The sequence below is a fragment of the Bacillus australimaris genome (assembly GCF_001307105.1).
Lineage (GTDB): Bacteria > Bacillota > Bacilli > Bacillales > Bacillaceae > Bacillus > Bacillus australimaris.
Genome location: NZ_LGYN01000012.1, coordinates 100354 through 123036, shown reverse-complemented (window position 1 = coordinate 123036; position 22683 = coordinate 100354). Strand labels below are relative to the sequence as shown.

The window sequence follows — 22683 nt, the reverse complement described above, 5'->3', positions numbered from 1 at the left end:
ACGATCATGTTTTTTCTATAAGCTTTTTTGCAGTTCGCAGCTGAAAAAAATAATTAGGTCAAAAGTATGAATTAAATGAATCTTTCTTCCTCCATCTTACGTATATATGCTGATAAAAATGAAAAGGGGAAGATGAGAGATGTCATTTTTTAAAAAGCTAGCGGCAAGTGCTGGGATTGGTGCAGCGAAAGTAGATACCATTTTGGAGAAAAACGCTTATTATCCAGGACAAGAGGTAAGGGGAACTGTCCATGCAAAGGGCGGGAAAATCTCTCAGGAAATCCGTCATATCAATGTTAAAATTGAAACACAGTATGTGATTGTGAAAGATGATGAAGAGCGTAGAAAATATGCAAACATCCATTCTGTACGGGTGGCGGATTCTTTTACCATCCAGCCTGGAGAAAAGCATGAATTTCCGTTTTCATTTATTCTTCCTATTGATACCCCGATGACGATCGGAAAAGTAGAAATTGCAGTGGAGACAGACCTTGATATCCAAGGTGGAATCGATAAATCTGACTATGACCGCATTTTCGTTGAAGCACATCCTTGGGTGAGAAATGTGTTGGAGGCCACTAGAAATCTTGGCTTCCACCTGAACGAAGCAGACTGTGAGCAAGCACCTTACTTTCAGCGGCGCCTGCCATTCGTCCAAGAATTCGAGTTCATTCCGACATCAGACTACTATCGCTATATGCTTGATGAGCTAGAGCTGATTTTTCTGATAGATGAAGGCGGCTTAGACATTGTTTTTGAAGTCGACCGCAGAGCAAGAGGCCTGAGAGGATGGCTCGAAGAGATGTATAATGAAGGAGAACAGCTTGCGCGCTACCGCTTCAATCCATCAGATCTTGAAAATGTAGAAGTGCTTGAAGGAATGCTAGAACAAATCATAGATCAATACGCTGAATAACGATAAAAAAAGAGCCTCAACGAAAATGGGCTCTTTTTTCTATGATTCAATCAAGATGAGGTCTATATCTATGATGCAGCTTGCTGTTTTCTAAAGGATGTGGCTTTTGAAACAGAGCGATAAATTTTAGGTGCCAGCATGGCAAGTAATATAGTCAAAGCGTAATCTTTCACCATAAACCAGATCATAAAGAACCACGTTGTTTGATAGGAAATTGGTGCATTGAGCCACACATTTAATGCGAAGTACGTATAGGTGGTTCCGATCACATAAATTACGGTCGTTCCTGCAATGGCTGCAAGTAAAAAGCGGCCAAAGCCAGGATTTTTTTTATTCTCTAGAATGAACCCGGCAAGCCAGGCAGCAGGGATGTACGATAAAACAAAACCGCCGCTTTTGCCTAAAATGACCCCAAAGCCCGCAGAGAACTGTGCAAATACTGGTGCACCAGCAATTCCAACCAAGGCATAGACAATCATAGCTAATGCCCCGAGCCGTCTGCCGAGTAAGAGACCAGCAAGTATACAAAAAAACGGCTGCATCGTAAGTGGAATTCCGCCAACCTGTAGAAACGGTACAATAGATGTGATATTGGCTCCGATAGCCATGAGCGCGGCAAACATTCCGACTAGTACAAAGTCAGCAGTTCTTGTTTTCTTTTGCATGAAGTTTCCCCCTGTCTTATCTGTACAAATAGATTAAGGGGAAGAAAGAGTTTTGTCAACCTGTTTTATTTTTAGGTTAACAATAAAACCCGCCCAACGATAGGGCGGGTAATGGATTAAGCTTCGGTCATAAAAGATGCATCAAAAGCTTTGCTGACAGGCACGTAATCATAGCCGAGATCACGAGCAACCGCTTCGTATGTGATGTGTCCGTTCATGACATTAACACCTTCTGCGATGGCTTTATTTTCTTTTATCGCTTTTGCAGCACCTTTATTGGCAATTTGCAGTGCGTATGGAACGGTGACATTCGTTAAAGCAACAGTTGATGTCCGCGGGACCGCGCCCGGCATATTGGCAACAGCATAATGTAAAATGCCATGTTTTTCATAAGTGGGCTGATCATGGGTTGTGATATGATCAATGGTTTCGACAATGCCGCCTTGATCAATCGCTACGTCGACAATGACAGAACCAGGCTTCATTTGTTTCACCATTTCTTCTGTCACAAGCGTCGGTGCTTTGGCACCAGGAATTAGCACAGCACAAATGAGAAGATCAGCTTCACTGACTGAATCGGCAATGTTGACAGGATTGGACATTAACGTTTTCATTTGATGGCCAAATTGATCGTCCAGCTGACGTAAGCGTTCTGCGTTTACATCAATCAAGGTGACGTCTGCTCCAAGTCCGATTGCCATTTTCGCTGCGTTTGTACCAACCACTCCTCCGCCGATAATGGTGACCTTTCCTCTTGATACCCCTGGTACGCCTGCAAGTAAAATTCCTTTACCGCCTTTTGGCTTTTCCAAAAATTGTGCGCCAATTTGAGCGGCCATTCTGCCTGCCACTTCCGACATAGGTGTGAGAAGAGGGAGTGATTTTCCATCCGTTACGGTTTCATAAGCAATGGCTGTCACACCTTTTTGTTTTAATGCTTCAGCCAGGGAGGGTTCTGCGGCAAGATGCAGATACGTAAATAAGATGAGTCCTTCTCTGAAATAAGGATATTCCTCAGGTAATGGTTCTTTTACCTTCATAATCATATCAGAAGAGGCCCATACATCTTTCGCCTGATCAAGAATCTCTGCACCAACAGATACATAATCGTCATCAGTGAATCCGCTTCCAGAACCAGCGCTTGTTTCAATTAAGATCTGATGTCCAGCTGAAAGCAATTGAGAAGCTGCTCCTGGTGTTAATGCCACTCGGTTTTCATTGTTCTTAATTTCTTTCGGAATGCCGATGATCATGTTTATTCCCCCTATGCTTATCTATTGATATTGTATGTCTAGTGTATCCTGAAAGTTTAGAAAATTCTTCGGTTGAAATAAAAAATAAAAAAACGCCTCTTTGTGAAATTTCACAAATGGACGTTTTTTAGCTTCATATCAAGGTATATGGTCATTTTCTCATTCATGTTTTTCAAATCAATTTCTGCGATGTCTGTAATGCGTTTTAATCGATAATTCAAGGTATTGATGTGGATGTTTAATTGCTTTGCGGCAATATTGGCATTGCTGTCACAGTCAATAAACCGTTCAAGGGTTTCGACGAGATTGGAATGATGCCTCAGGTCATAATCCTCCAGCTTCGATAAAGAGTAACTGGAGTAAGAAGAGCCCTTTCGCTTCTCAGCAAGTACATCTAAATATTGATAAATCCCTAGTTCAGAAAAACTGTTTAATCGTTCTGTTTCAATTGGGAAGCGTTCTTTAGTCTTTAATACAGCCAGTGCTTCTTTATAGGATGGCTGGAGATGAGAGATGTTATCGTAAATTCCTCCAATCGCTGCCTGAACATGCTCGATATGATATCGGTCAGCCAGCTGCTGCAGCATACCGCTTGTGAATTGTTTAATATCTTGAAGCGGATGTTCGGTTTTTGGTGAGACAAGAATAATGAATTCGTGAAAATCAACAGTCGTTAACAGCACCTGCACTTGCTGTGTGGTTTCCAGCAGATAGGACAGCTTCTTTTCTGTCTCCTCTGTGAGTTCGTCACGAAGGCGGAAGATGATGATGGCATAGGTGTCTGGACATCTTATGCCAAGTCTCAAAAACAGGTCAAGCATCTCATCTTTTTCATGAATATGACCTGTGAGCATCTTCCAAAAAAGCTCTTGGTTGCGTTCTTCTGTTTTCGTTTTACGAATTTGTAAATTGAGTAATTTGTTTTTGACGGCATGTGCAGCCATTTTGAGAAGCTCCATTTCTTTTTCTGAAAATGGCTGCGTAGATTCAATCGCCCAGATAAATCCGAGCACTTCTTTGTCCTTCCAGATTGAAATGGCGACCCTGCTAGATAAACCCACCTCTGCAATTTGAGGGACACGAAGTGGTTCGTCTGTTTTAAGGAGTGTAGGAATGATGCCGTCCTTCCAAAGCCGATTGATGACTTTTTCCGGTACACGACGGGAGATAATGGTTGAAGTTCTGGCGGGATCAGTGAAATCATTGTGTGTGCTATAAGCCAATAAGCGATGATGAGTATCTTCTATAGTAATAGGGCAATTGAGCACATCACTAATTTGGTCTGCCACGTCCTCTAAACGATCAAGACTATACTTAAACGGATCTGTCTTTTTTGTCATAAAAACCCCTGCTTTTTCGAATATTTCACGTACTTACATTATGAAGAGAATGAGGTAAGTAAATCAATAAAAAAATGCCATAAACTTAAAAAAACAGAAAGCGTGAGAAGAGAGCACATAGATGTTTAATCACGATGGAAAAGAAATAGTACATTCATAACGTAGTAAAAAATCATTAGGCGGAAAGGTTCATTGAAGTGCGTGTAAACTTATTAAGAATATATGACCAAAAAACTGTTAAATACTAGATAAAAAGCGAAAAAACAGTAATTCTATAGACTCATTTTGTAAAATAAAAACAGATTTGTTTGACTGTGTATCATTTCTGTTTTTATAATAATAACGTCAAAAAATAAGTGGATTAGCCCATTATATGGCGGCTATGCACGGGAGGTAATGAGGAATATGTCAGGAATTATTCGCGTAACCCCAGAAGAACTAAGAGCGACCGCTAAGCAATATGGTGTTGAAAGTCAAGAAGTGTTAAACCAAGTTGATCGTCTAAATAGAATGATCTCTGATTTAAAAGGAATGTGGGAAGGTGCTTCTAGTGAAGCATTTGCTGATCAATACGAGCAGCTAAAGCCTTCATTTATCAAAATGTCTGATCTATTAACAGATGTCAGCAATCAGCTTGATCAAACGGCAAATACACTTGAAAGCACTGACCAAGACATCGCAAGCCAAATCCGCGGCTAATCAAAGGGATTTCCTTTCTAAGTGTGAAAAGCAGAAAAAGCGCCGAGTCTGTCAATGGATGCCGGCGCTCTTTCTATTTTGTGAGGTGGAAATTTGTGTATATCGATATTACCATCGACTTAAAAAATTATGATGGCAGTGTGTTTGATTTGAGACTATCAAATTATTTACATATTAAACAAGTCATCCATATCGCCTGGCAGGCAAAACAAATCTCACTTCCTAAGCGAGAAGGCGGCTGGGTGCGTGTAGTCAATAAGAAAGCTGTGTTTTCAGGCGAATATAAGCTGTCAGACTGTGGAATTACCACAGGAGACAGGCTGGAAATACTATGAAAGGACTTTTGTAAATGGCAGATAAAAAGAGTTCCTATTTAGAAGAACAATTAGAAGCAGTCATGAAAAAAGAGGCAGGCACCTATACCTTTATTTTTCAAAAAGAGACGATTAAACTCTTAGACGGTTTAGAAGCGGCACCGATCAAAGACATCAACCCTTCATTTCAGAAAGAGATTCAGTTAACCGAAGATGAGGTCATCATTTCTATTCAACCGCCTCCTGCCTATCAGGAATTTCGTTTCATCCATGCAAAGGATGAAAAGAGCAAATGGATTTTTTCATACCAGCTTGTCGATGCAGTTTGCAAACACGACGTGAAGCGGCTGCATCCTATTGTTTCTCCTGAAAACATTGTTTTTCATCAAGGTTTAGCTCCTGCATTTTTGCATTACGGGGTGAAAGAAAGCATCCCGCCATATGAAACCGATGAGTATCGTCTGTTAAAAGAGGTCAAGGCCGTCATTCTTCGAGTGGTTGATCATGAATATCAGTTTCAGGAATATGTCGCTTACATGGATACGTTGAAATTATCTGAGCTGGCAAAAGAAATCAGCGAAACGCAGTCGCTGGAAGAATTATCTGCTCTCATTCAGCAAAAGATCGAAGCGATTGAAACGAAAGAAAAAACGCTATTCACCATTCCTAAAAAGAAATGGAAGATCGAGCGGTACATCGGACTAGGTCTGCTTGTTTTGTTAATCCCTGCATTGGTGTACACCATTTACACCTTCTTTTTTGCCATGCCAAAGCAAGAAGCGTATGTCGAGGCAAACAAATATTATCTCAACAAACAGTACAGTCAAGTGGTGGATACGTTAGAGAAATATTCAGCCAATCAAATGCCAGTCTCTCTTCAATATGAACTGGCCATTTCGTATGTACAAACGAATCAAGGCAGCCTGTTACTCGATCAGCATAAAAAAGAAATCACGGATACGTACACATTGCAGACAGATCCGCAATACTTTCTTTTCTGGATTCATATTGGACAAGGCAATAGCAAAGAAGCGCTTGATATCGCTCGGGTACTTGGAGACGACAGGTACATATTCACGGCACTCGTCGCTTACCGCAATGAAATTCAAAATGATGACAGTCTTTCTGCTGAAGAAAAACAAAAACAGCTAGACCCAATCATTAAAGAAATGGCGAAATATGAAGAAAAAGAAACAACAGAGACAAGCACCAATGACTCCTCAGAAGCAAGCCAAACAGATGAAACAGCTGAACAAAAAGAGCAGTCAAAAGCCGATCAAGAGAAAAAAGAGAAAGAATCTGAAGCAAAAAAGAAAACTTCTCAGACGAAAAAAGATGAGAAAAAATAATTCTTTCGATACAACTGACAGTTGGTGCTGTCCCATGAGGAGGTGGAGTGTTTGAGTCTTCTTTGGGTTTTTTATGAGGAGGATTATCAAACCGTCCGTTTAGATGAGCAGTTCAATCGAGAAGCTGTGATTGGACCTGAAATAGAGCATACGGTGACAATCCCTTCACTTTCATTTGATGAAGGGCCAATTCGTTTATCTCCTGATGAACCAAATGATGGCTTTTCTATTTATCAGGGGGAAGAAAAGAAAGGCAAATTACTTCCACATGAACCATATCAGCTTGGATCACTCACATTTATTTTAATGGATGCACTTCATGATCAACACATTTATTACCTAGGAAATAGAGTTGAGCTGTCTTTTTCACGTGAGGAGAAGGATGAGGTCGATGTGTGGAAAGAACAAGCTCATTCCATGTTCCGAAATGCCAGTCAGTTCACTTTAGAACAAATCGATGGAGCTTGGTTTGTCATGCCTCAGGACGAAACGATTTATGTGAACGGGAAAAAAATTCACGGTCCAGAGAAGGTGTATGCTGGAGATGAGCTATTTTGGAACTTTCTGACGGTGACATTTAAAGATGATGATTTATTACAGGTGACAGCATACGAACCTTTTCAAACACGTTTGGAAAAAACAAGACCGCCAAGCACAGAAACAAAACAAAAATACCCTTCATACAGACGAACACCGCGTTTGATTTATGATTTGCCAGATGACCGGGTATCCTTTAGCTTTCCTGCGCAGGAGAGTGAAAATAACAGCAGGGGGCTTTGGCTTGTAGTCCTTCCGCCGCTTGTGATGCTCCTTGTGATGGGGATTGTCGCCCTTATCCAGCCGCGCGGAATCTTTATTGTCGTATCAATGGCTATGTTTATCATGACGTTAATCACATCGTCCGTTCAATACTTTAAAGAGAAATCACAGCGCAAAAGACGGGAAGAAAAGCGGCAGCGCGTCTACTCTCTTTACTTAGAAAATAAAAGAAAAGAGCTGCAGGAGCTGTATGACCGCCAGCAATATATTTTGACGTATCATTATCCGTCCTTTGAACAAATGAAGTACTTAACATCAGAAATTAGCGGCCGAATTTGGGAAAAGACGCTTGTGAGTGATGACTTCTTACAGCTGCGTCTTGGAACAGGCGCAGTCCCATCAAGCTATGAATTATCGATGAGCGGCGGCGATATGGCCAATCGAGACATCGATGACTTAATGGAACAAACGCAGCACATGCAAAAAGTCTATCGTGAAGTGAAGAATGTTCCGATTACATTCGGTCTCGCAGACGGTCCAACCGGATTAATTGGGAAGCCTGCGATTGTGAAAAATGAGCTTCATCAGCTTGTCGGACAGCTGGCTTTCTCGCACAGCTATCACGATTTGAGATTTGTCTTTATCTTTCATGAGCATGAGTATGAGAATTGGGAATGGATGAAATGGCTTCCGCACTTCCAGCTTCCTCATACATATGGCAAAGGATTTATTTACAACGAACAAACACGCGATCAGCTTTTGTCATCGATCTATGAAATTTTACGCGAGCGTGATCTAGAAGAAGAAAAAGAGAAGAAAATCTTTACGCCTCACTTTGTATTCATCGTGACAAATCATGAGCTCATTGCTGAACATGTTATTTTAGAATATTTAGAAGGCAGCCGGACAGACCTTGGCATCTCCATTATCTTTGCTGCTGAAACAAAGGAAAGCTTGGCTGAAAATATCTCGACGCTTGTCCGTTATATTAACGAAGAAGAAGGAGATATTCTTATTCAGCATAAGAAGGCAGTACGAATTCCGTTTCAGCTTGATACGCATCAGCGCGGGGACAATGAGCTGTTTGCCAGAACGCTGAGAACATTAGATCATCAAGTGGGAATGACCAATTCTATTCCTGAAACGGTCTCATTCCTTGACCTTTTTCATGCCAAACAGGTAGACGACATTGGCATTCGTGAAAAATGGCTGACATCAGAAACGGCCAAATCATTATCGGTGCCGATCGGTTATAAAGGGAAAAATGATATTGTTGACCTGAACCTGCATGAAAAAGCACACGGCCCGCACGGACTGTTGGCGGGAACAACGGGATCAGGAAAAAGTGAATTTTTACAGACGTATATTTTATCGCTCGCGGTACATTTCCATCCGCATGAAGTTGCTTTCCTGTTGATTGACTATAAAGGGGGCGGAATGGCGCAGCCGTTCCGAAATATTCCTCATTTACTTGGAACGATCACCAATATTGAAGGCAGCAAGAACTTTAGTGAAAGAGCGCTTGCCTCGATTAAAAGTGAACTGAAGAAAAGACAACGGTTGTTTGATCAGTATCATGTGAATCACATCAATGATTATACAAAGCTCTACAAAGAGAAAAAGGCAGAGCAGGCAATGCCTCACTTGTTCTTAATCTCTGATGAGTTTGCTGAATTAAAAAGTGAAGAGCCGGACTTTATCAGGGAGCTTGTCAGTGCTGCGCGTATCGGACGAAGCCTCGGAGTCCATCTCATTTTGGCTACTCAAAAGCCAGGCGGCGTCATTGATGATCAGATTTGGAGTAACTCCCGCTTTAAAGTGGCACTAAAAGTGCAAGATGCATCAGACAGTAAGGAAATTTTGAAAAATAGTGATGCAGCGTCCATTACCGTCACAGGCCGCGGTTATTTACAAGTGGGCAATAATGAAATTTATGAATTGTTCCAATCAGCTTGGAGCGGTGCGCCATACATGGAAGATGGCTACGGGTCAGAAGATGACATTGCCATTGTGACAGATACTGGTCTGATTCCGTTATCAGGTGTTAGCACAGAGCCGGCAGTGAAAAAAGAGACGGTGACGGAAATTTCTGCTGTTGTTGATGAAATTGAACGTATGCAGCAGGAGCTTGGGATTGAAAAGCTTCCAAGTCCATGGCTTCCACCGCTTGAAGAACGTATTCCAAAAACGCGTTATGCGTCGAGTGAAGAGCATGTCTTCCATTTTGCACTAGTCGATGAACCAGATCAGCAAAGCCAGCATCCACTCTCTTATCAAATGATGGAAGATGGGAATATTGGTATCTTTGGTTCCTCCGGTTACGGCAAATCGCTCGCTGCCACCACACTGCTGATGAGCTTTGCCGAGAGGTATTCACCTGAGGAATGGCATGCGTATATTTATGACTTCGGAAACGGAACATTGCTTCCATTAGCTAAACTGCCACATACGGCGGATTATTTCTTAATGGATCAGATGAGAAAGATTCAAAAGTCAATGAAGCGTCTACGGGAAGAGGTTGAATATCGCAAGCGGTTATTCAGACAGCAAGAAATGAGTCATATCAAAATGTACAACGCCTTAAATGAGAAAAAGCTTCCGTTCATTTTTATCGTGATTGACAACTTTGACATTGTCAAAGATGAAATGCATGAGCTCGAATCTGAATTTATTCAACTGAGCCGTGACGGACAATCATTGGGGATTTATTTCTTGATTACAGCGACTCGGGTCAATGCAGTGCGTCAATCGCTGATGAACAATTTGAAAACAAAGATTGTCCATTACTTAATGGATCAAGGGGAAGCATATTCAATTATTGGCAGACCGAAGTTCAGTTTAGAGCCGATCCCAGGCCGAGTCATTATCAACAAAGAAGAGCTTTATTTTGCGCAAATGTTCCTGCCAGTTGAAGGAGAGAACGATCTTGAATTATTTGAGCATCTGAAACAAGAAATTCAGTTTCTTCATGATCGCTTCGAAGCGGCAGAAAAACCAAAACCTGTCCCAATGCTTCCTGATAAGCTGACAGCTTGGGAGCTAGAGAGTCGTTTAGATGAATATAAAACGCCTTACGACATTCCAGTTGGATTAGATGAAGAATCTGTGGCACCTGTTTACTTTGACTTGAAAAAGAATAAACATTGTCTCATCATCGGTCAAACGCAGCGCGGGAAAACAAATGTCACAAAACTGATGCTTGATCAGCTTTTAGTGGCAAAGCCTGAAAAGCTGGCTGTCTTTGATTCGATTGATCGTGGTCTATCCCATTATGCAAAAGAAGAGAACATCGATTACCTTGAAACAAAGGATGATATCACCGACTGGGCAGAGGAAATGGATCGCTTATTCAAGGTGAGGGAAGAGATGTACGTTGAAGCTGTACGACGAGGGGAGACCGATCAGCTGTCATTTCCTCAAATTGTGCTTGTGATTGATGGCATTACACGCTTTCAGCAGACAATCGATCCGCGTCTTCAAGATCAATTGGCTGATTTCATGAAATCATATGCGCACCTAGGCTTTAGCCTGATCGCATCAGGGAATCATACCGAATTCAGTAAGGGCTATGATGCACTTACAAATGAAATCAAACAAGTTCGACATGCGATGTTACTCATGAAAAAATCAGAGCAAAACATCATACCGCTTCCGTATGCAAGACAAGAACCAGACATTCAGCCAGGCTTCGGGTACTTGGTTGAGAACGGGAAAGAGAAGAAAATCCAGGTTCCTTTATGTGCGGTAGAAAGGAAGAGTGTTCAATGACAGAGCAGCAAAAAAGCTCCATTAAAATTGTAACCACGATGATATTGATTCTTGTGCTGCCGGTGCTATTTTTCCATCTCATTGGAGACGACCCGGCAAAACAGAAGAAGAATGCCACACGTAATATAGCGGTGGTCAATGAGGATATGGGGGCGAGCGAAAGTGAAAACACCGCTCGTTTCGGGCAGGATGTTGTGGCAGCATTATCAGAGCGTCCTGATTATACATGGACTGTAGTGAATCGCAGTGCGGCGGAAAATGGACTGAAAAACAGAAAGTATGACGCTGTCCTCTATATTCCGTCTGATTTCTCTAAAAATGTGCTCAGCTATGATAAAGATCATCCTGAAAAGGCGTCCATTCAATTTTCGGTGCAAGATCAGCTCAATGCAGTCAATAAAGAGAAAGTGCAGAGAGAGCTGGAAAATGCACAAAAGAAAATGAATGAACAGATGTCGACGTTATACTGGAGCTTTGTATCACAGGAAATCGGCAATGTCAGAGAAGAATTTGAGCATATTGTCGGCAAAGAAGTCGAATTCCAAAACACGATGTATAACTTTTATAAGCCGAACTCGAACAAACTATCAGATGCTGTTCAGCAGCAAAAGAAACAAATAGAAGAATTAAAAAATGCGATGGCCGATTCACAGAAACAATATAAAGACGGCTTGGGTACAACAGAAGAAGCAAAGAGCCAGCTGAAGGATTTTGTGAAAGTAGTCGATCAATACAAGCAGTATCAAGACAAACAAAAAGATGTCTTAATAAAAGCGCAATCGACAAGCCAAAAACAAATCCAGCAAGGGCTCAAACAGCTCGCTGACATTCAAAACCAAAATGCCCGCAGCTTTAGTGATCAAATGGGCGGACTCAAAACAGATATGAATGGTGTACAAAGTCAGCTGAAAACAACTGACAACGCCATCCAATCTGTTCAAAAGTCGAGAGAAGACGCTATTCCTAAGCAATCGACAGGATTAACGGAACTTGTGAAGGCGTCTCAGGAAGAGCTGATTAAAAAGTATGAAGAACGATACTTAGAAGACTATAAAAATAAAATAACAGCTTTGCTGACGAAGCTAAACGTAAAAAGGGAGCAGCTGTTAGCTGAAACTGAACCGCCAGTTGACTCTGATGATGACGGGGCATCAGATCAAGATAATGAAAACCCAGAAGAGATTGGGATTAACTTAGATGAAGAAACAAATGAGCTCTCGCAAATTTCAACAGAAATGAACGATCTTGCGGATCAATTAGGAGAACAGGAGACGCCGCCTCCTGCTGAAGATGGCATTGAAGGTGAAACCGGTGAAAATCCTGCTCAGCCAGATACCGGCAGCACGAATTCATCGAAGGATGATCTAAAAGCACTCGCTACTCGTCTAGATGAAGTGAAAAAAAAGATTCAAGAAAAAGCGAACGCTCATAATGATGAATTGAAAGACAAAGTGAGTCAGATGAGTAAAGAGCTTGAGAACCTTACGAAAAAAGTAGAAAAGCTTGAAAAGACCATCCTACGGTTACAAGATCGATATAATGTGATTCCGAATGAAATCAAGAACCAGGAATCCTCTATTTTAAGCAAGGTGAAAGAGCTGAAGCGCAGAAACTCACCAATTGGTGAAGCCTTTAGTGATAATCTTTTTGAGAAAAAGTTTGATACAAAATCAACAAATACTAAAAAATTAATGGAGTATTCCAATCAACTCTCCCAGCTAGAGATGATGATGGCAAATGTCTACCAACCATCTAATAACTCTTCTCTACTAGACACCAAACCAGATGAAATCCAATCCATCCTCTCCATCAAAAAAGAGGAAACAGAAAACTGGGATACGCTCAAAAATCAGATGCTGACGTCAAACGATGATGTGTCTACTTTTATTGATGAGATGCAGAAGTTCTCAGATGGCTATGCAGAGTACATCACGACTCAGCAGGCAAGCATGGAACAGGAATTAAAGACAATCTCTGAAAGTGCGGACAATGTAGCTGAGCAAATGGCTGATCAAGGAGATGCGGTGTATACAGCAGACCTTGCAGGCAGTTCAATTGTTGTCAGTGCACAGGATTCAATTAGTCAGGAAGTGCTTCGTCTTTCTGAAAATATGAGTTCGTTAACCGACCGTCAAAAAGGGGTGGCGGATTATACGAATAACATTGAAGAAAGTGTGACGACAGTTCAAGAGAAAGCAGATACGCTGAATGAAAACTGGAGCAAAAATGTTGATTCCACGAAGCTTGTTCAGCAAGATTTAAAGGGGATTTTAGGAAACACATTAGACGATCAAGGCAACAGCAACTATGTGTATAACCATCTAGCCAATCCGCTGAAAATTAGCGGTGATGTGCCAGAAGAAAAAACGCAGACTGTACCGCCAGTAGTCATTTTGGTTATTGTGATGATCAGTAGTTTGTTAATTGGCTTTTTCAGTTCGTACTATGCGTCCGCTCCGATGCTCGTGAAAGGTGCACTGTTTGGCATCTTAAATCTATTAGTCGGACTGATGATCAGCTTGTTTGGGCTGAACATTTACAAACTTGCCGATGATCAAGCCATTGAATGGTCAATTTTTACGATTTTACTATTGGTGACTTGTTCCGCCTTTATTCGCACGGCCTTCCTTTTTGGTTCCATTGCCGGGTGGATGGCGGCAACGGCGCTTATTTTCTTCTTTGTCGCACCGTTAATTGATTTGGTGATGCCGAACTTCCATTTTACAAATCCAGTGACAGATGTGTATCTGTCCATCCAATATGGAAAAGGAGACAGCTTTGGAATGGGCGTCACAGGGTTAGTGATTTTAACTGTCCTCTTCATGGTCGTGCCGCTTGTGACAAAGCTATGGAAAGATAAAACAGAGGAACGTGATGTGACTCATGAGGCTTAATTTATTCGTGAAAGGGGTGGCACTTGGTGTCATTTCCTTTCTTCTCCTCATTCCTGCTGCTTTCGCTGCTGGTGAAGATACGGATACGAATGTCAAGCCGAATGAATATCAGGAAAAGGAGCTCAATATTAACTCGAGTATATTGAGGGATCAAACGCAATACGAACAAAGCAAAACGACATCAAAAGTCAAAACAGATATTCATTTTGCTGAACCGCCTAAAACCCGGGGAGGATCTCTTTCTCCGCAGCTTTTCAGTGATCTAAAAGAGAATCCGCCGAAAACACCAGCTCGTATGATGAAAGAGATGAATATCTCTTTTAGTGATTCGGCTGTATCAGCACCTTCTGACGATGAGCATGAGAAGCAGACATCGCCGCTGCTTCCAATCATCTTTGGTTTCTTGATAGCCTTTGGCATCGTGGTGATGATCATCCTGATTCCAAAGGTGAATGTAAAAGCTGAAAAGAAGTAGCCTGCCTCTTTAAAAGAGGCAGGCTTTTCTTTATGCAGATTGCTTGATGTCATACCGTTTCACTACGTAAAATAGTGTTATCAAGGGAGGAGATTGTCATTCGAATTTCAATCATTACAGGGGGATCAAAAGGATTTGGCCTAGCACTTGTGAACAGGCTGCTTTTACGAGGGGATCATGTGTACACAGCAGCAAGAAGTGTTTCGCCGATATCCCATCCGAAGCTCACACATACACAGGTCGACCTGACAGATGAAACGGCAGCAGCCAAATGGCTTCAAGATCATCTTACACCGCAAACTCTGACAGATGCTGATGAGATCTTATTCGTCAATAATGCAGGAATGGTGACACCGATTAAGCGTGTTGGACAAGGCGGGCAGGATACGCTGCAGCAGCATTATACGTTGAATCTAGTCATTCCTGCTCTGTTGAGCCATGTTTTTGCTGAGCAGACTCAATCATTTAACGGAAAGAAAACGATCGTTCATCTTTCCTCTGGAGCGGCGAAAAACCCATATAAAGGGTGGAGTGCGTATTGTAGTTCAAAGGCAGGACTTGATATGTTTATGAGGACTTTACATGAGGAACAGCAGGATGAGGCGCATCCAATTAACACGTTTTCCTTTTCACCCGGCACCATCGATACAGATATGCAGGGAGAAATTCGGAAGTCATCAAAACAGGACTTTGAACAAATTGATCGTTTTCAGCAGTTATATGAAACAGGCACGCTGAAGAGCCCAGATGAAGTCGCAGGTATATTGCTCGATCTCTTAGCCGATGATCCAGCTGGCGGATGTGTCTATGATGCACGTGAGTATGTGAAGAAGCAGTCATAACGACTGCTTTTTTCGTGTTGTACAAGCAAAACCACCTGATTTGACATAAGCTACTCTTGAGACTCATAGAAAATATGACAGAACATTTGAGTTTCTTTTCAGAATATGTTAGGATGCTAAAAATATAGATAAGGAGGGGTTTCCATGAGAAAGGTTACGTTAATGGATGTTTACACCCATCCAGTCGCTCAAAAATATTTAAATCGTTCAGGAAAAGCCCATGCGATTGCTTGTGCTTATCACGCATTCAAGCTGGCGGTGCAGGCTGGGGTTAATCCAGATCTGGCTGTGAAAGCAGCCCTCTTGCATGACATCGGCCACTATGAATGGTATACAGCAGGAGGAGAATGGGATTACGAGACATATAGACGGAATGATATTCATGCCATTAAAGGTGCAGAGCGGGCTCACAAACTGCTCATACGGCTCGGTGAGGAGCCCAAGGCAGCCAAAGATATTGCGCTTGCGATTCTGCTTCATACGGATTCATATTTGCCAGAGGGCGACCTTCATAAGGACACACTCCAGCAAATCGTTAAGAAAGCAGACGAAATGGATGAAGAGCCTGGCGGGCATCATCATTACAGACAAATAGACGAATCACTTGCCCTGAAAAAAATCACGGATTTGGATCAGAAAGTGCATCAGGCACTTCAGCCCATGAAACGCTCTGTTTAGTATGGAATGTCTCCATGAATATTTCCATGCTGATCAACATACAATGTGCGAATAACGGTACGGTTAAACGCAGATGTACCTGATGCAGTGAGTCCGGTGTAATGAACCGTAACAGAATAAGCACCTTCTTTTTTCAATTGAACATCTGATGAAGCTGTTGTTTTGAATGGATGATCTTTTCGTGCATCCTTAAAGTAAAAGGTTTCTACTTTTTTGCTTAATCGTTTAATCAGCCCGCTTGAATGGGTCGATGCATCCCCTGATTTCGCTGCCTCTGCTTTGATTTCCTCATTTAATGGTGAGTCAAAGGATACGAGCAGCAAATAAGGAGTCCTTTTTTCAGAATTTGATCGAATCATCCATTTTCCAGGAACGGGTTTATTGATTTGCACATGGTGCGAAAATGCGCCTTCATATGGGAAAGATGCTTCCGATGTCTTAAGATTTGTTAAGACGTCTCCATTTGGGGCGATGATTTCGGGCTGCGCCTCTTGCCTTTCATTTAACCACTGAATCGATAAGCCATTCGTTCCTTCCTCTACATAGAACGCTTCTGTTTTATCCTTTTCACTTTCTCCGCCTTGTACATAACTATCTGTATTCAGCTCAGTAGTAACGGGCTCTTGCGTTAGATTCTCTTTTTGTTTATTTTCAGCATTTGCGGGGTTGGCTAGCAGCTGATGCTGGAACACGGGGAACATGCTTGTGCCATTTTTGATAGAATTGTGATTCCACTTCCCTGTTAAAATATTGTTTGCATATGATAGTTTTGTGCTGCTTACTGTGACGGCCCCATCGTTTGTACCAAAGCTTTTTAAATACATCCCGCCTAAATACAGTACTCCGCCAAATGTACCCCATTCCGATCCAGAATAAGTGACGTATTTATGAGGAAACGTCTCCAGTTTGTCAGTTTCACTTCGGAAAGCCTCCATGAGACCGGTTTGCAAAGAATAGAGCGCGTCGCTTTTTTGTCCAAGAATTTTTGCGAGCCAGCTCCCGCCCTTGCTATACGCTAAATCTGCCAGCGGCGTCCCGTAATGAGGGGAGCCGAGTGTGATGACCTTTTCCACATATGGATGAGCATTGTGATACACGAGTGCGGACTGTGTATCCACTCCGCCCTTACTGTGACCAATCACAATGAGTTTTCGGCCGAAAACATCATAGATTTCTTTTAGTTTTTCCGCTAATAGTTTGCCATTCTTTTTCATGTCCTGATCTGGATACAAATCTATGAATGCGCTTTCGTATCCGTTCAGAACAGCTTGCTTTGCCATATCGTTTCGATCGAACCATGTGGAGGAGGAGCTGTTAATGCCATGAACAAAAACAAGTGGCGGTTTGGACTCATCTTTTTGAACCGGTTCATCTCCTTTGAACCACTTCCCTGGTGTCCCAGGCTCATCTCCTATTGTGCCTGCATATGCATAACATGCAGAAGATAGAAAGAGCATGACAGCAACGATACAGATTAGTTTTTTCAAGATCATTCACCTCTTCAAATGATTTAAGCTGTAGACAGCACCAATCTATTATACTGCTAAAAAATGTAAAAACATATAAAATGTAAAAATATGGTATTAACGTTATAGGTTTGCTTTGAGTGACATTCACATGGGTGATTGCATACGCTGTGGGTAAATACACAAGTAAAGGGGCAGGTAGGATGGCACAACAAGGAAGTCCGCAGCTTGTTTCATTAGTTGATCCATATGTTTATCAAACATTGCATAAAGTGATCGGTATGAGATTAATTGTTCAAACAGTGAAAGATACGGTGCGTGGAAAATTGAAGGAAGTCATGCCGGATCATATTGTGATTGAGGCGGGGGCAAAATCAGTTTTTTATGTGCGGATCCAGCAAATTGTATCGGTGATGCCTGATCACAGTGAAAGAGTGTAACAAGCAGACGTATAGGTGTCTGCTTTTTTCATGCTTATAGAATGTATATCTGGAATCAGTGCATGATATACCAATTGTTCTTTTTTTTACAAAAAATAAGGTTCTAAAACAAGAAGCAGTTGACAGAAGGTGGGTTGAATAGTAGTTTTTTAATAAGATCAATACGTTACAGGAGGAGCCTCTTTGTTAAAATCTAAAGTTCATTTTTGGACATTCCAAATATTACTTGTTTTACTCATTGTTTATGTATCAACAAAGGTTTCGTTTTTATTTCAACCGATTATTTTATTTGCATCAACTCTGTTTGTTCCTATTCTGCTGGCAGGGATTCTCTTTTTCATCTTTAATCCAATTGTTCGATTTTTGTCCAAGAAAATTCCTAGGACACTCGCTATCCTGATTATTTATCTCCTGTTCATTGGACTCATCACATTCATTGTCAATGCGGCGGGACCGATTATTGTCACGCAGGTAGGGGGACTTGTCAAAAGCTTCCCTGGTTATGTGACGGACATGCAGAAATTTATGAACGACTTCTCACATTCTAAAACATTTACATGGATGATGAACCAGGATTATGTGTCTGTCTCGAAGTTTGAACAGACGATCGTTTCGACATTAAAAGATTTGCCGGAGAATATTGCTTCAAGTATGTCTGCGGTGTTTGGTGTGATTGCCAATATTGCCTTAGCTGTCATCACAGTTCCTTTCATTTTGTTTTATATGCTGAAGGACGGACATAAGTTTCCGGACAAGCTCGTTCAATTTTTGCCAATGCCTTACCGTAAGGAAGGATTGAAAATTTTTAAAGAATTAAACGATACGCTTGCGGCTTACATACAAGGGCAGATTGTCGTCTGTTTATTTGTTGGAGTGGCTTGTTTTATTGGATACTTATTAATTGGTGTGAAATATGCGCTCATTCTCGGCATTATTATTGCGGTCACAAATGTGATTCCGTACCTTGGACCATATCTTGGCGCTGCACCAGCTGTGCTCATTGCGTTTCTTGATTCGCCTGGAAAAGCGGTGGTGACAGTGATTGTGATTCTTATCGTTCAGCAAGTTGATGGAAATGTCATTTCTCCATTGATTATTGGGAAACGGCTCAACACACATCCGCTTACTATTATCCTGCTATTAATTGGGGCAGGAAGCTTTGGCGGAATTCTTGGTATGATCTTTGCAGTCCCTGTCTATGCACTGCTTAAAGCCATCACCTTGAATATTGTCAGATTGGTTCAGCTGCGTCAGCGATCTCGCAAAGAACAGCATTTAAACGTTTAGGGCAGATGCACAACTTTTCCCTTTTTGCATAAGATGATTGACATAAGCAGATAGGGGGAGATTCTGATGCCTGCAATCGTCGGACCTATTCATATTGAGTCGTTAGGAGGAAACGGTGCGGCTACTTTCGGGGATGTCCTGGCCATTGCTCCTTTGGCTGTAGACCACTCTACTGGCGGGGCTGGAGCCTTTAATTCAGGTGATTATATGTCACTCACAAGTGATCCGAATGCGACAATGCTTTGGGACTTTACATTGTTTGGTCAGCCTCAATCATTTAACGCATAGAAAGACAGCTGATGATCAAATATCAGCTGTCTTTTTTATTTTTCATACACGTATTTTTGAGCTGGGCATATGATGAGGAAAGAAAAGGTGGTGGAAAGATGCCAGCGATAGTTGGGCCTATTCATATTGATCGTGTGATTGGAAACGGTTCTGCACATTTCGGTGATGTTTTTGCCATTTCGCCAAAAAGTGTCGATCACTCTGCGGGTGGTTCAGGAACTTATAATGCAGGAGACTTTGTCCAATTCTTTAACAGTCCAAACGTCACTTTTGTGTGGGATATAGACCTGATCAGCCAGCAAAAAAGCTTTAATGCGTAGCCAGCTTTGAAAGGGAATTCCTTTTCTGAAGCTGTCTTTTTTTATGGTACAATGGATATGGATGTAAGAAAAAAAGAGGTGTGAACAGAGTCAAATGAAAATTAGAAAAGCACACATCACAAGCGGACAACCAAAGACCTACAATGTATATTTACATGAAAATAAAAAAGAATATAAAACGCTTGTTGCCGTACCTGACATTGAATGGAGTATTTCCATTGCGTATGAGGACGAAAAAGAGCAGCTCATCCATACGCTTGAACAATCCTTAATGGAAAGAGTAGAAACAGATGAAGCACGTGACCTCGCACTCAAGGTTGTGCACTGGGTCACAGAAATGTAAATTTAGAAACCAGGAGTGAACACAGCGATGAAAGAAGAATCCGTAGACTTTTATTTGCAGCAAGGGATATTTGGACATGCTGAAACAAAACCTGATGAACGAAGAATGTTTCTCGGTTCATTAAGGGAACGAGCGCTTCTCGCCCTGACAAAGGGACAGGTATCAAGAAATAAACCGTATCATGAGGTCGAACAAATATTGAAGACCAATCGCCAGGCCACAGTTCTTTTAAATGGTGAATTGTCCTATGCTTCCTATTCTCAATATGTCAAAATGGCAAATGCCGCTGGATGTTCGTTTAAAGTGGTGAATCATCATGAAGCGCACTCTCCATTTGGTCTTGTCATAGAGATGCCAAGTGCGGTCAATCAAGAGCACATCTACCTAAAAGATGAGCTGTTTCAAAAAGCTTTTTCACACGAATCTGTTGAATAGGTTTCCCTAGTGAAATGAATAAGCTATAATGATTCAAAAGAGCATATGGGAGAGATGCGGATGGGCAAAGCATTGATTTGTATTGATTATACAGTTGATTTTGTTGCAGACGATGGAAAACTGACATGTGGAAAGCCTGGACAAGCGATTGAGTCTAAGATCACAGAGATCACTTCTTCATTTATTGATGAAGGGCACTTTGTCGTCTTTGCTGTCGATCATCATGAAGAAGAGGACCCTTATCATCCAGAGACAAAGTTATTTCCACCCCATAATATTCGCGGGACTGAGGGAATTGAGCTTTATGGACAACTAAGTTCACTATTTCACACGTCAAAACATTTAAAACATGTCTACTATATGGAAAAAACAAGATACTCTGCTTTTGCAGGCACGCAATTAGAAATGAAACTGCGCGAACGCGGCATCACTGAACTTCATTTAGCCGGCGTATGTACCGATATTTGTGTACTTCATACAGCTGTTGATGCATACAATAAAGGCTTCGAACTTGTGATTCACCAAAATGCTGTGGCGAGTTTTAATGAAGCGGGGCACGAGTGGGCACTTTCTCACTTTGAGCAATCGCTTGGTGCGAAAGTGGTTAAGTAAGGGAAGGAGAATGGAAGTTGGAGCATCGGTTTAAGGACGACAGTTTATCACTACATACAGACCTTTATCAAATTAACATGGCAGAAACGTATTGGAGAGACGGCATTCATGAGAAGAAGGCAGTGTTTGAACTCTTCTTTAGAAAGCTTCCATTTGACAATGGCTTCGCTGTATTTGCTGGTTTAGAGAAAGCGATTGAATATTTATCGGACTTTTCCTTCACCGAAAGCGATCTAGCGTATTTGAAAGATGAACTCGGTTATAAAAGCGATTTCATTGACTATTTAAGCGGATTGTCCTTTACAGGTACACTTCATTCAATGCGAGAAGGAGAAATTGTCTTTGCGAATGAACCAATTATGCGTATCGAGGCAACGCTTGTTGAAGCTCAATTAATCGAAACGGCATTGCTCAATATCGTGAATTTCCAGACGCTGATTGCAACAAAGGCGGCTCGCATTAAAGGAATCATTGAAGATGAGACAGCATTAGAATTCGGAACAAGACGTGCACATGAAATGGATGCAGCGATGTGGGGAGCAAGAGCAGCACTCATCGGCGGCTTCCAGGCGACAAGTAATGTTCGTGCTGGGAAACGCTTTAATATTCCAGTATCAGGAACACATGCTCATGCGCTTGTACAAGCATACCGCGATGAATATACAGCATTTAAAAAATACGCAGAAACTCATACAGACTGTGTCTTTTTAGTCGATACGTATGATACCGTCAGATCAGGTATTCCGAATGCAATTAAGGTAGCGAAAGAATTCGGAGACAAAATCAACTTCATTGGTGTCAGACTTGACAGCGGAGACCTTGCATACTTGTCTAAAAAAGCTAGAACGATGCTGGATGAAGCAGGATTCCATGATGCAAAAGTCATTGCATCAAGCGATCTTGATGAACATACGATTATGAATTTAAAAGCACAGGGCGCTAAAATTGATGTGTGGGGTGTTGGGACAAAACTGATCACAGCATTCGATCAACCAGCCCTTGGTGCCGTGTATAAGCTTGTGTCTATTGAAGAAAACGGCAAAATGAATGATACCATCAAAATTTCATCCAACCCAGAGAAAGTGACAACACCAGGTCGTAAACGTGTGTACCGCATTATCAATCAATTGAATCATCATTCTGAGGGTGACTACATTGCGCTTGAAGAGGAAGATGTTCATTCTGAGGATAAACTAAAAATGTTCCATCCAGTGCATACGTTTATTAGCAAATTTGTCACAAACTTTGTGGCGAAGGATCTTCACGTTCCGATTTTTGAACAAGGAAAACTTGTCTATGATAATCCGGATATTCAAACGATTCAAGCCTATGTGCAGGATAGTCTTGGACTTTTCTGGGAGGAATACAAACGAATCAGCAAACCAGAAGAATATCCAGTCGATTTGAGTCAAAAATGCTGGGATAATAAGATGCAGTTTATCCATGATGTGAAAAATAAAATAAAAAAAGAGCTTTATGAAAGCTAATGGTTTGAAGAAAGAGAGATCATCAAGCGGGATGGTCTCTTTTTTTTATTTTG

At 41.6% G+C, this 22683-nt stretch carries 21 protein-coding genes; 17 read left to right on the top strand and 4 right to left on the bottom strand.

The window, feature by feature from the left end:
• Positions 1–139 precede the first annotated feature (139 nt).
• Positions 140–916, top strand: a complete 777-nt coding sequence (locus AKG37_RS07265; protein ID WP_060698198.1) for a sporulation protein — start codon at positions 140–142, stop codon at positions 914–916.
• 68 nt (positions 917–984) lie between these two features.
• On the opposite strand, the gene AKG37_RS07260 is transcribed toward AKG37_RS07265, so the two are convergent.
• The 3 genes from AKG37_RS07260 to AKG37_RS07250 form a co-directional block, all read right to left on the bottom strand.
• Entirely contained in the window at positions 985–1581 is a 597-nt protein-coding gene (locus tag AKG37_RS07260; RefSeq protein WP_060698197.1) for a biotin transporter BioY, read from the bottom strand.
• Positions 1582–1697: 116 nt separating this feature from the next.
• On the bottom strand, positions 1698–2834 hold the full coding sequence (gene ald, locus AKG37_RS07255; protein WP_060698196.1) for an alanine dehydrogenase: 1137 nt from the start codon (positions 2832–2834) through the stop codon (positions 1698–1700).
• A gap of 110 nt (positions 2835–2944) precedes the next feature.
• A complete protein-coding gene (locus tag AKG37_RS07250) occupies positions 2945–4174 on the bottom strand; it encodes a PucR family transcriptional regulator (RefSeq protein ID WP_060698195.1) in 1230 nt (409 codons plus the stop codon).
• A 405-nt stretch (positions 4175–4579) separates the two neighbouring features.
• Here AKG37_RS07250 and AKG37_RS07245 point away from each other — a divergent pair, with 405 nt between their 5' ends.
• The 8 genes from AKG37_RS07245 to AKG37_RS07210 all read left to right on the top strand — a co-directional run bounded on the left by AKG37_RS07245 (position 4580) and on the right by AKG37_RS07210 (position 15952).
• Positions 4580–4873, top strand: coding sequence for a WXG100 family type VII secretion target (locus AKG37_RS07245; RefSeq protein ID WP_003213769.1), 294 nt, complete (start codon positions 4580–4582; stop codon positions 4871–4873).
• A 95-nt stretch (positions 4874–4968) separates the two neighbouring features.
• A complete protein-coding gene (gene yukD / locus AKG37_RS07240) occupies positions 4969–5208 on the top strand; it encodes an ESX secretion system protein YukD (protein WP_003213579.1) in 240 nt (79 codons plus the stop codon).
• 14 nt (positions 5209–5222) lie between these two features.
• Positions 5223–6536 (top strand): type VII secretion protein EssB, encoded by a 1314-nt coding sequence (gene essB, locus AKG37_RS07235; protein ID WP_060698194.1) that lies wholly within the window; start codon positions 5223–5225, stop codon positions 6534–6536.
• A 51-nt stretch (positions 6537–6587) separates the two neighbouring features.
• Positions 6588–11063, top strand: coding sequence for a type VII secretion protein EssC (essC, locus tag AKG37_RS07230; protein WP_060698193.1), 4476 nt, complete (start codon positions 6588–6590; stop codon positions 11061–11063).
• On the top strand, positions 11060–13957 hold the full coding sequence (esaA, locus tag AKG37_RS07225) for a type VII secretion protein EsaA (protein WP_060698192.1): 2898 nt from the start codon (positions 11060–11062) through the stop codon (positions 13955–13957). Before essC ends, esaA begins: the two co-directional genes overlap by 4 nt.
• Positions 13947–14432: a type VII secretion protein EssA gene (essA, locus tag AKG37_RS07220; RefSeq protein WP_060698191.1), complete on the top strand. Its 486-nt coding sequence runs from the start codon at positions 13947–13949 to the stop codon at positions 14430–14432. Before esaA ends, essA begins: the two co-directional genes overlap by 11 nt.
• Before the next feature lie 98 nt (positions 14433–14530).
• Complete coding sequence (locus tag AKG37_RS07215) at positions 14531–15274, top strand: (S)-benzoin forming benzil reductase (protein ID WP_060698515.1); 744 nt, start codon at positions 14531–14533, stop codon at positions 15272–15274.
• Positions 15275–15418: 144 nt separating this feature from the next.
• Positions 15419–15952, top strand: a complete 534-nt coding sequence (locus AKG37_RS07210; RefSeq protein ID WP_060698190.1) for an HD domain-containing protein — start codon at positions 15419–15421, stop codon at positions 15950–15952.
• Here the strand turns inward: AKG37_RS07210 and AKG37_RS07205 are convergent.
• The gene (locus AKG37_RS07205; protein WP_237697659.1) at positions 15949–17445 is read right to left on the bottom strand and encodes an esterase/lipase family protein; all 1497 of its coding nucleotides are present in this window, start codon (positions 17443–17445) and stop codon (positions 15949–15951) included. The two genes, AKG37_RS07210 and AKG37_RS07205, sit on opposite strands and share 4 nt — an antisense overlap.
• 176 nt (positions 17446–17621) lie before the next feature.
• Between AKG37_RS07205 and AKG37_RS07200 the strand changes: the two genes are divergently transcribed.
• From AKG37_RS07200 to AKG37_RS07165, 8 genes are all read left to right on the top strand, one after another.
• Positions 17622–17858 (top strand): YuzF family protein, encoded by a 237-nt coding sequence (locus AKG37_RS07200; protein WP_060698188.1) that lies wholly within the window; start codon positions 17622–17624, stop codon positions 17856–17858.
• A gap of 183 nt (positions 17859–18041) precedes the next feature.
• Positions 18042–19145, top strand: coding sequence for an AI-2E family transporter (locus tag AKG37_RS07195; RefSeq protein WP_060698187.1), 1104 nt, complete (start codon positions 18042–18044; stop codon positions 19143–19145).
• Positions 19146–19211: 66 nt separating this feature from the next.
• Positions 19212–19433 carry a spore germination protein gene (locus tag AKG37_RS07190; RefSeq protein ID WP_003213446.1) on the top strand — a complete coding sequence of 74 codons (222 nt, stop codon included), beginning with the start codon at positions 19212–19214 and terminating at the stop codon, positions 19431–19433.
• 98 nt (positions 19434–19531) lie between these two features.
• Positions 19532–19753, top strand: a complete 222-nt coding sequence (locus tag AKG37_RS07185) for a spore germination protein (RefSeq protein ID WP_047203373.1) — start codon at positions 19532–19534, stop codon at positions 19751–19753.
• 94 nt (positions 19754–19847) lie between these two features.
• Positions 19848–20096: a YueH family protein gene (locus tag AKG37_RS07180; RefSeq protein WP_058838084.1), complete on the top strand. Its 249-nt coding sequence runs from the start codon at positions 19848–19850 to the stop codon at positions 20094–20096.
• Between the two features lie 27 nt (positions 20097–20123).
• The gene (locus AKG37_RS07175) at positions 20124–20531 is read left to right on the top strand and encodes a YueI family protein (RefSeq protein WP_047203314.1); all 408 of its coding nucleotides are present in this window, start codon (positions 20124–20126) and stop codon (positions 20529–20531) included.
• A gap of 60 nt (positions 20532–20591) precedes the next feature.
• Positions 20592–21143 carry a cysteine hydrolase family protein gene (locus AKG37_RS07170; protein WP_024425949.1) on the top strand — a complete coding sequence of 184 codons (552 nt, stop codon included), beginning with the start codon at positions 20592–20594 and terminating at the stop codon, positions 21141–21143.
• A 17-nt stretch (positions 21144–21160) separates the two neighbouring features.
• A complete protein-coding gene (locus tag AKG37_RS07165; protein ID WP_060698186.1) occupies positions 21161–22630 on the top strand; it encodes a nicotinate phosphoribosyltransferase in 1470 nt (489 codons plus the stop codon).
• Positions 22631–22683: the final 53 nt, after the last annotated feature.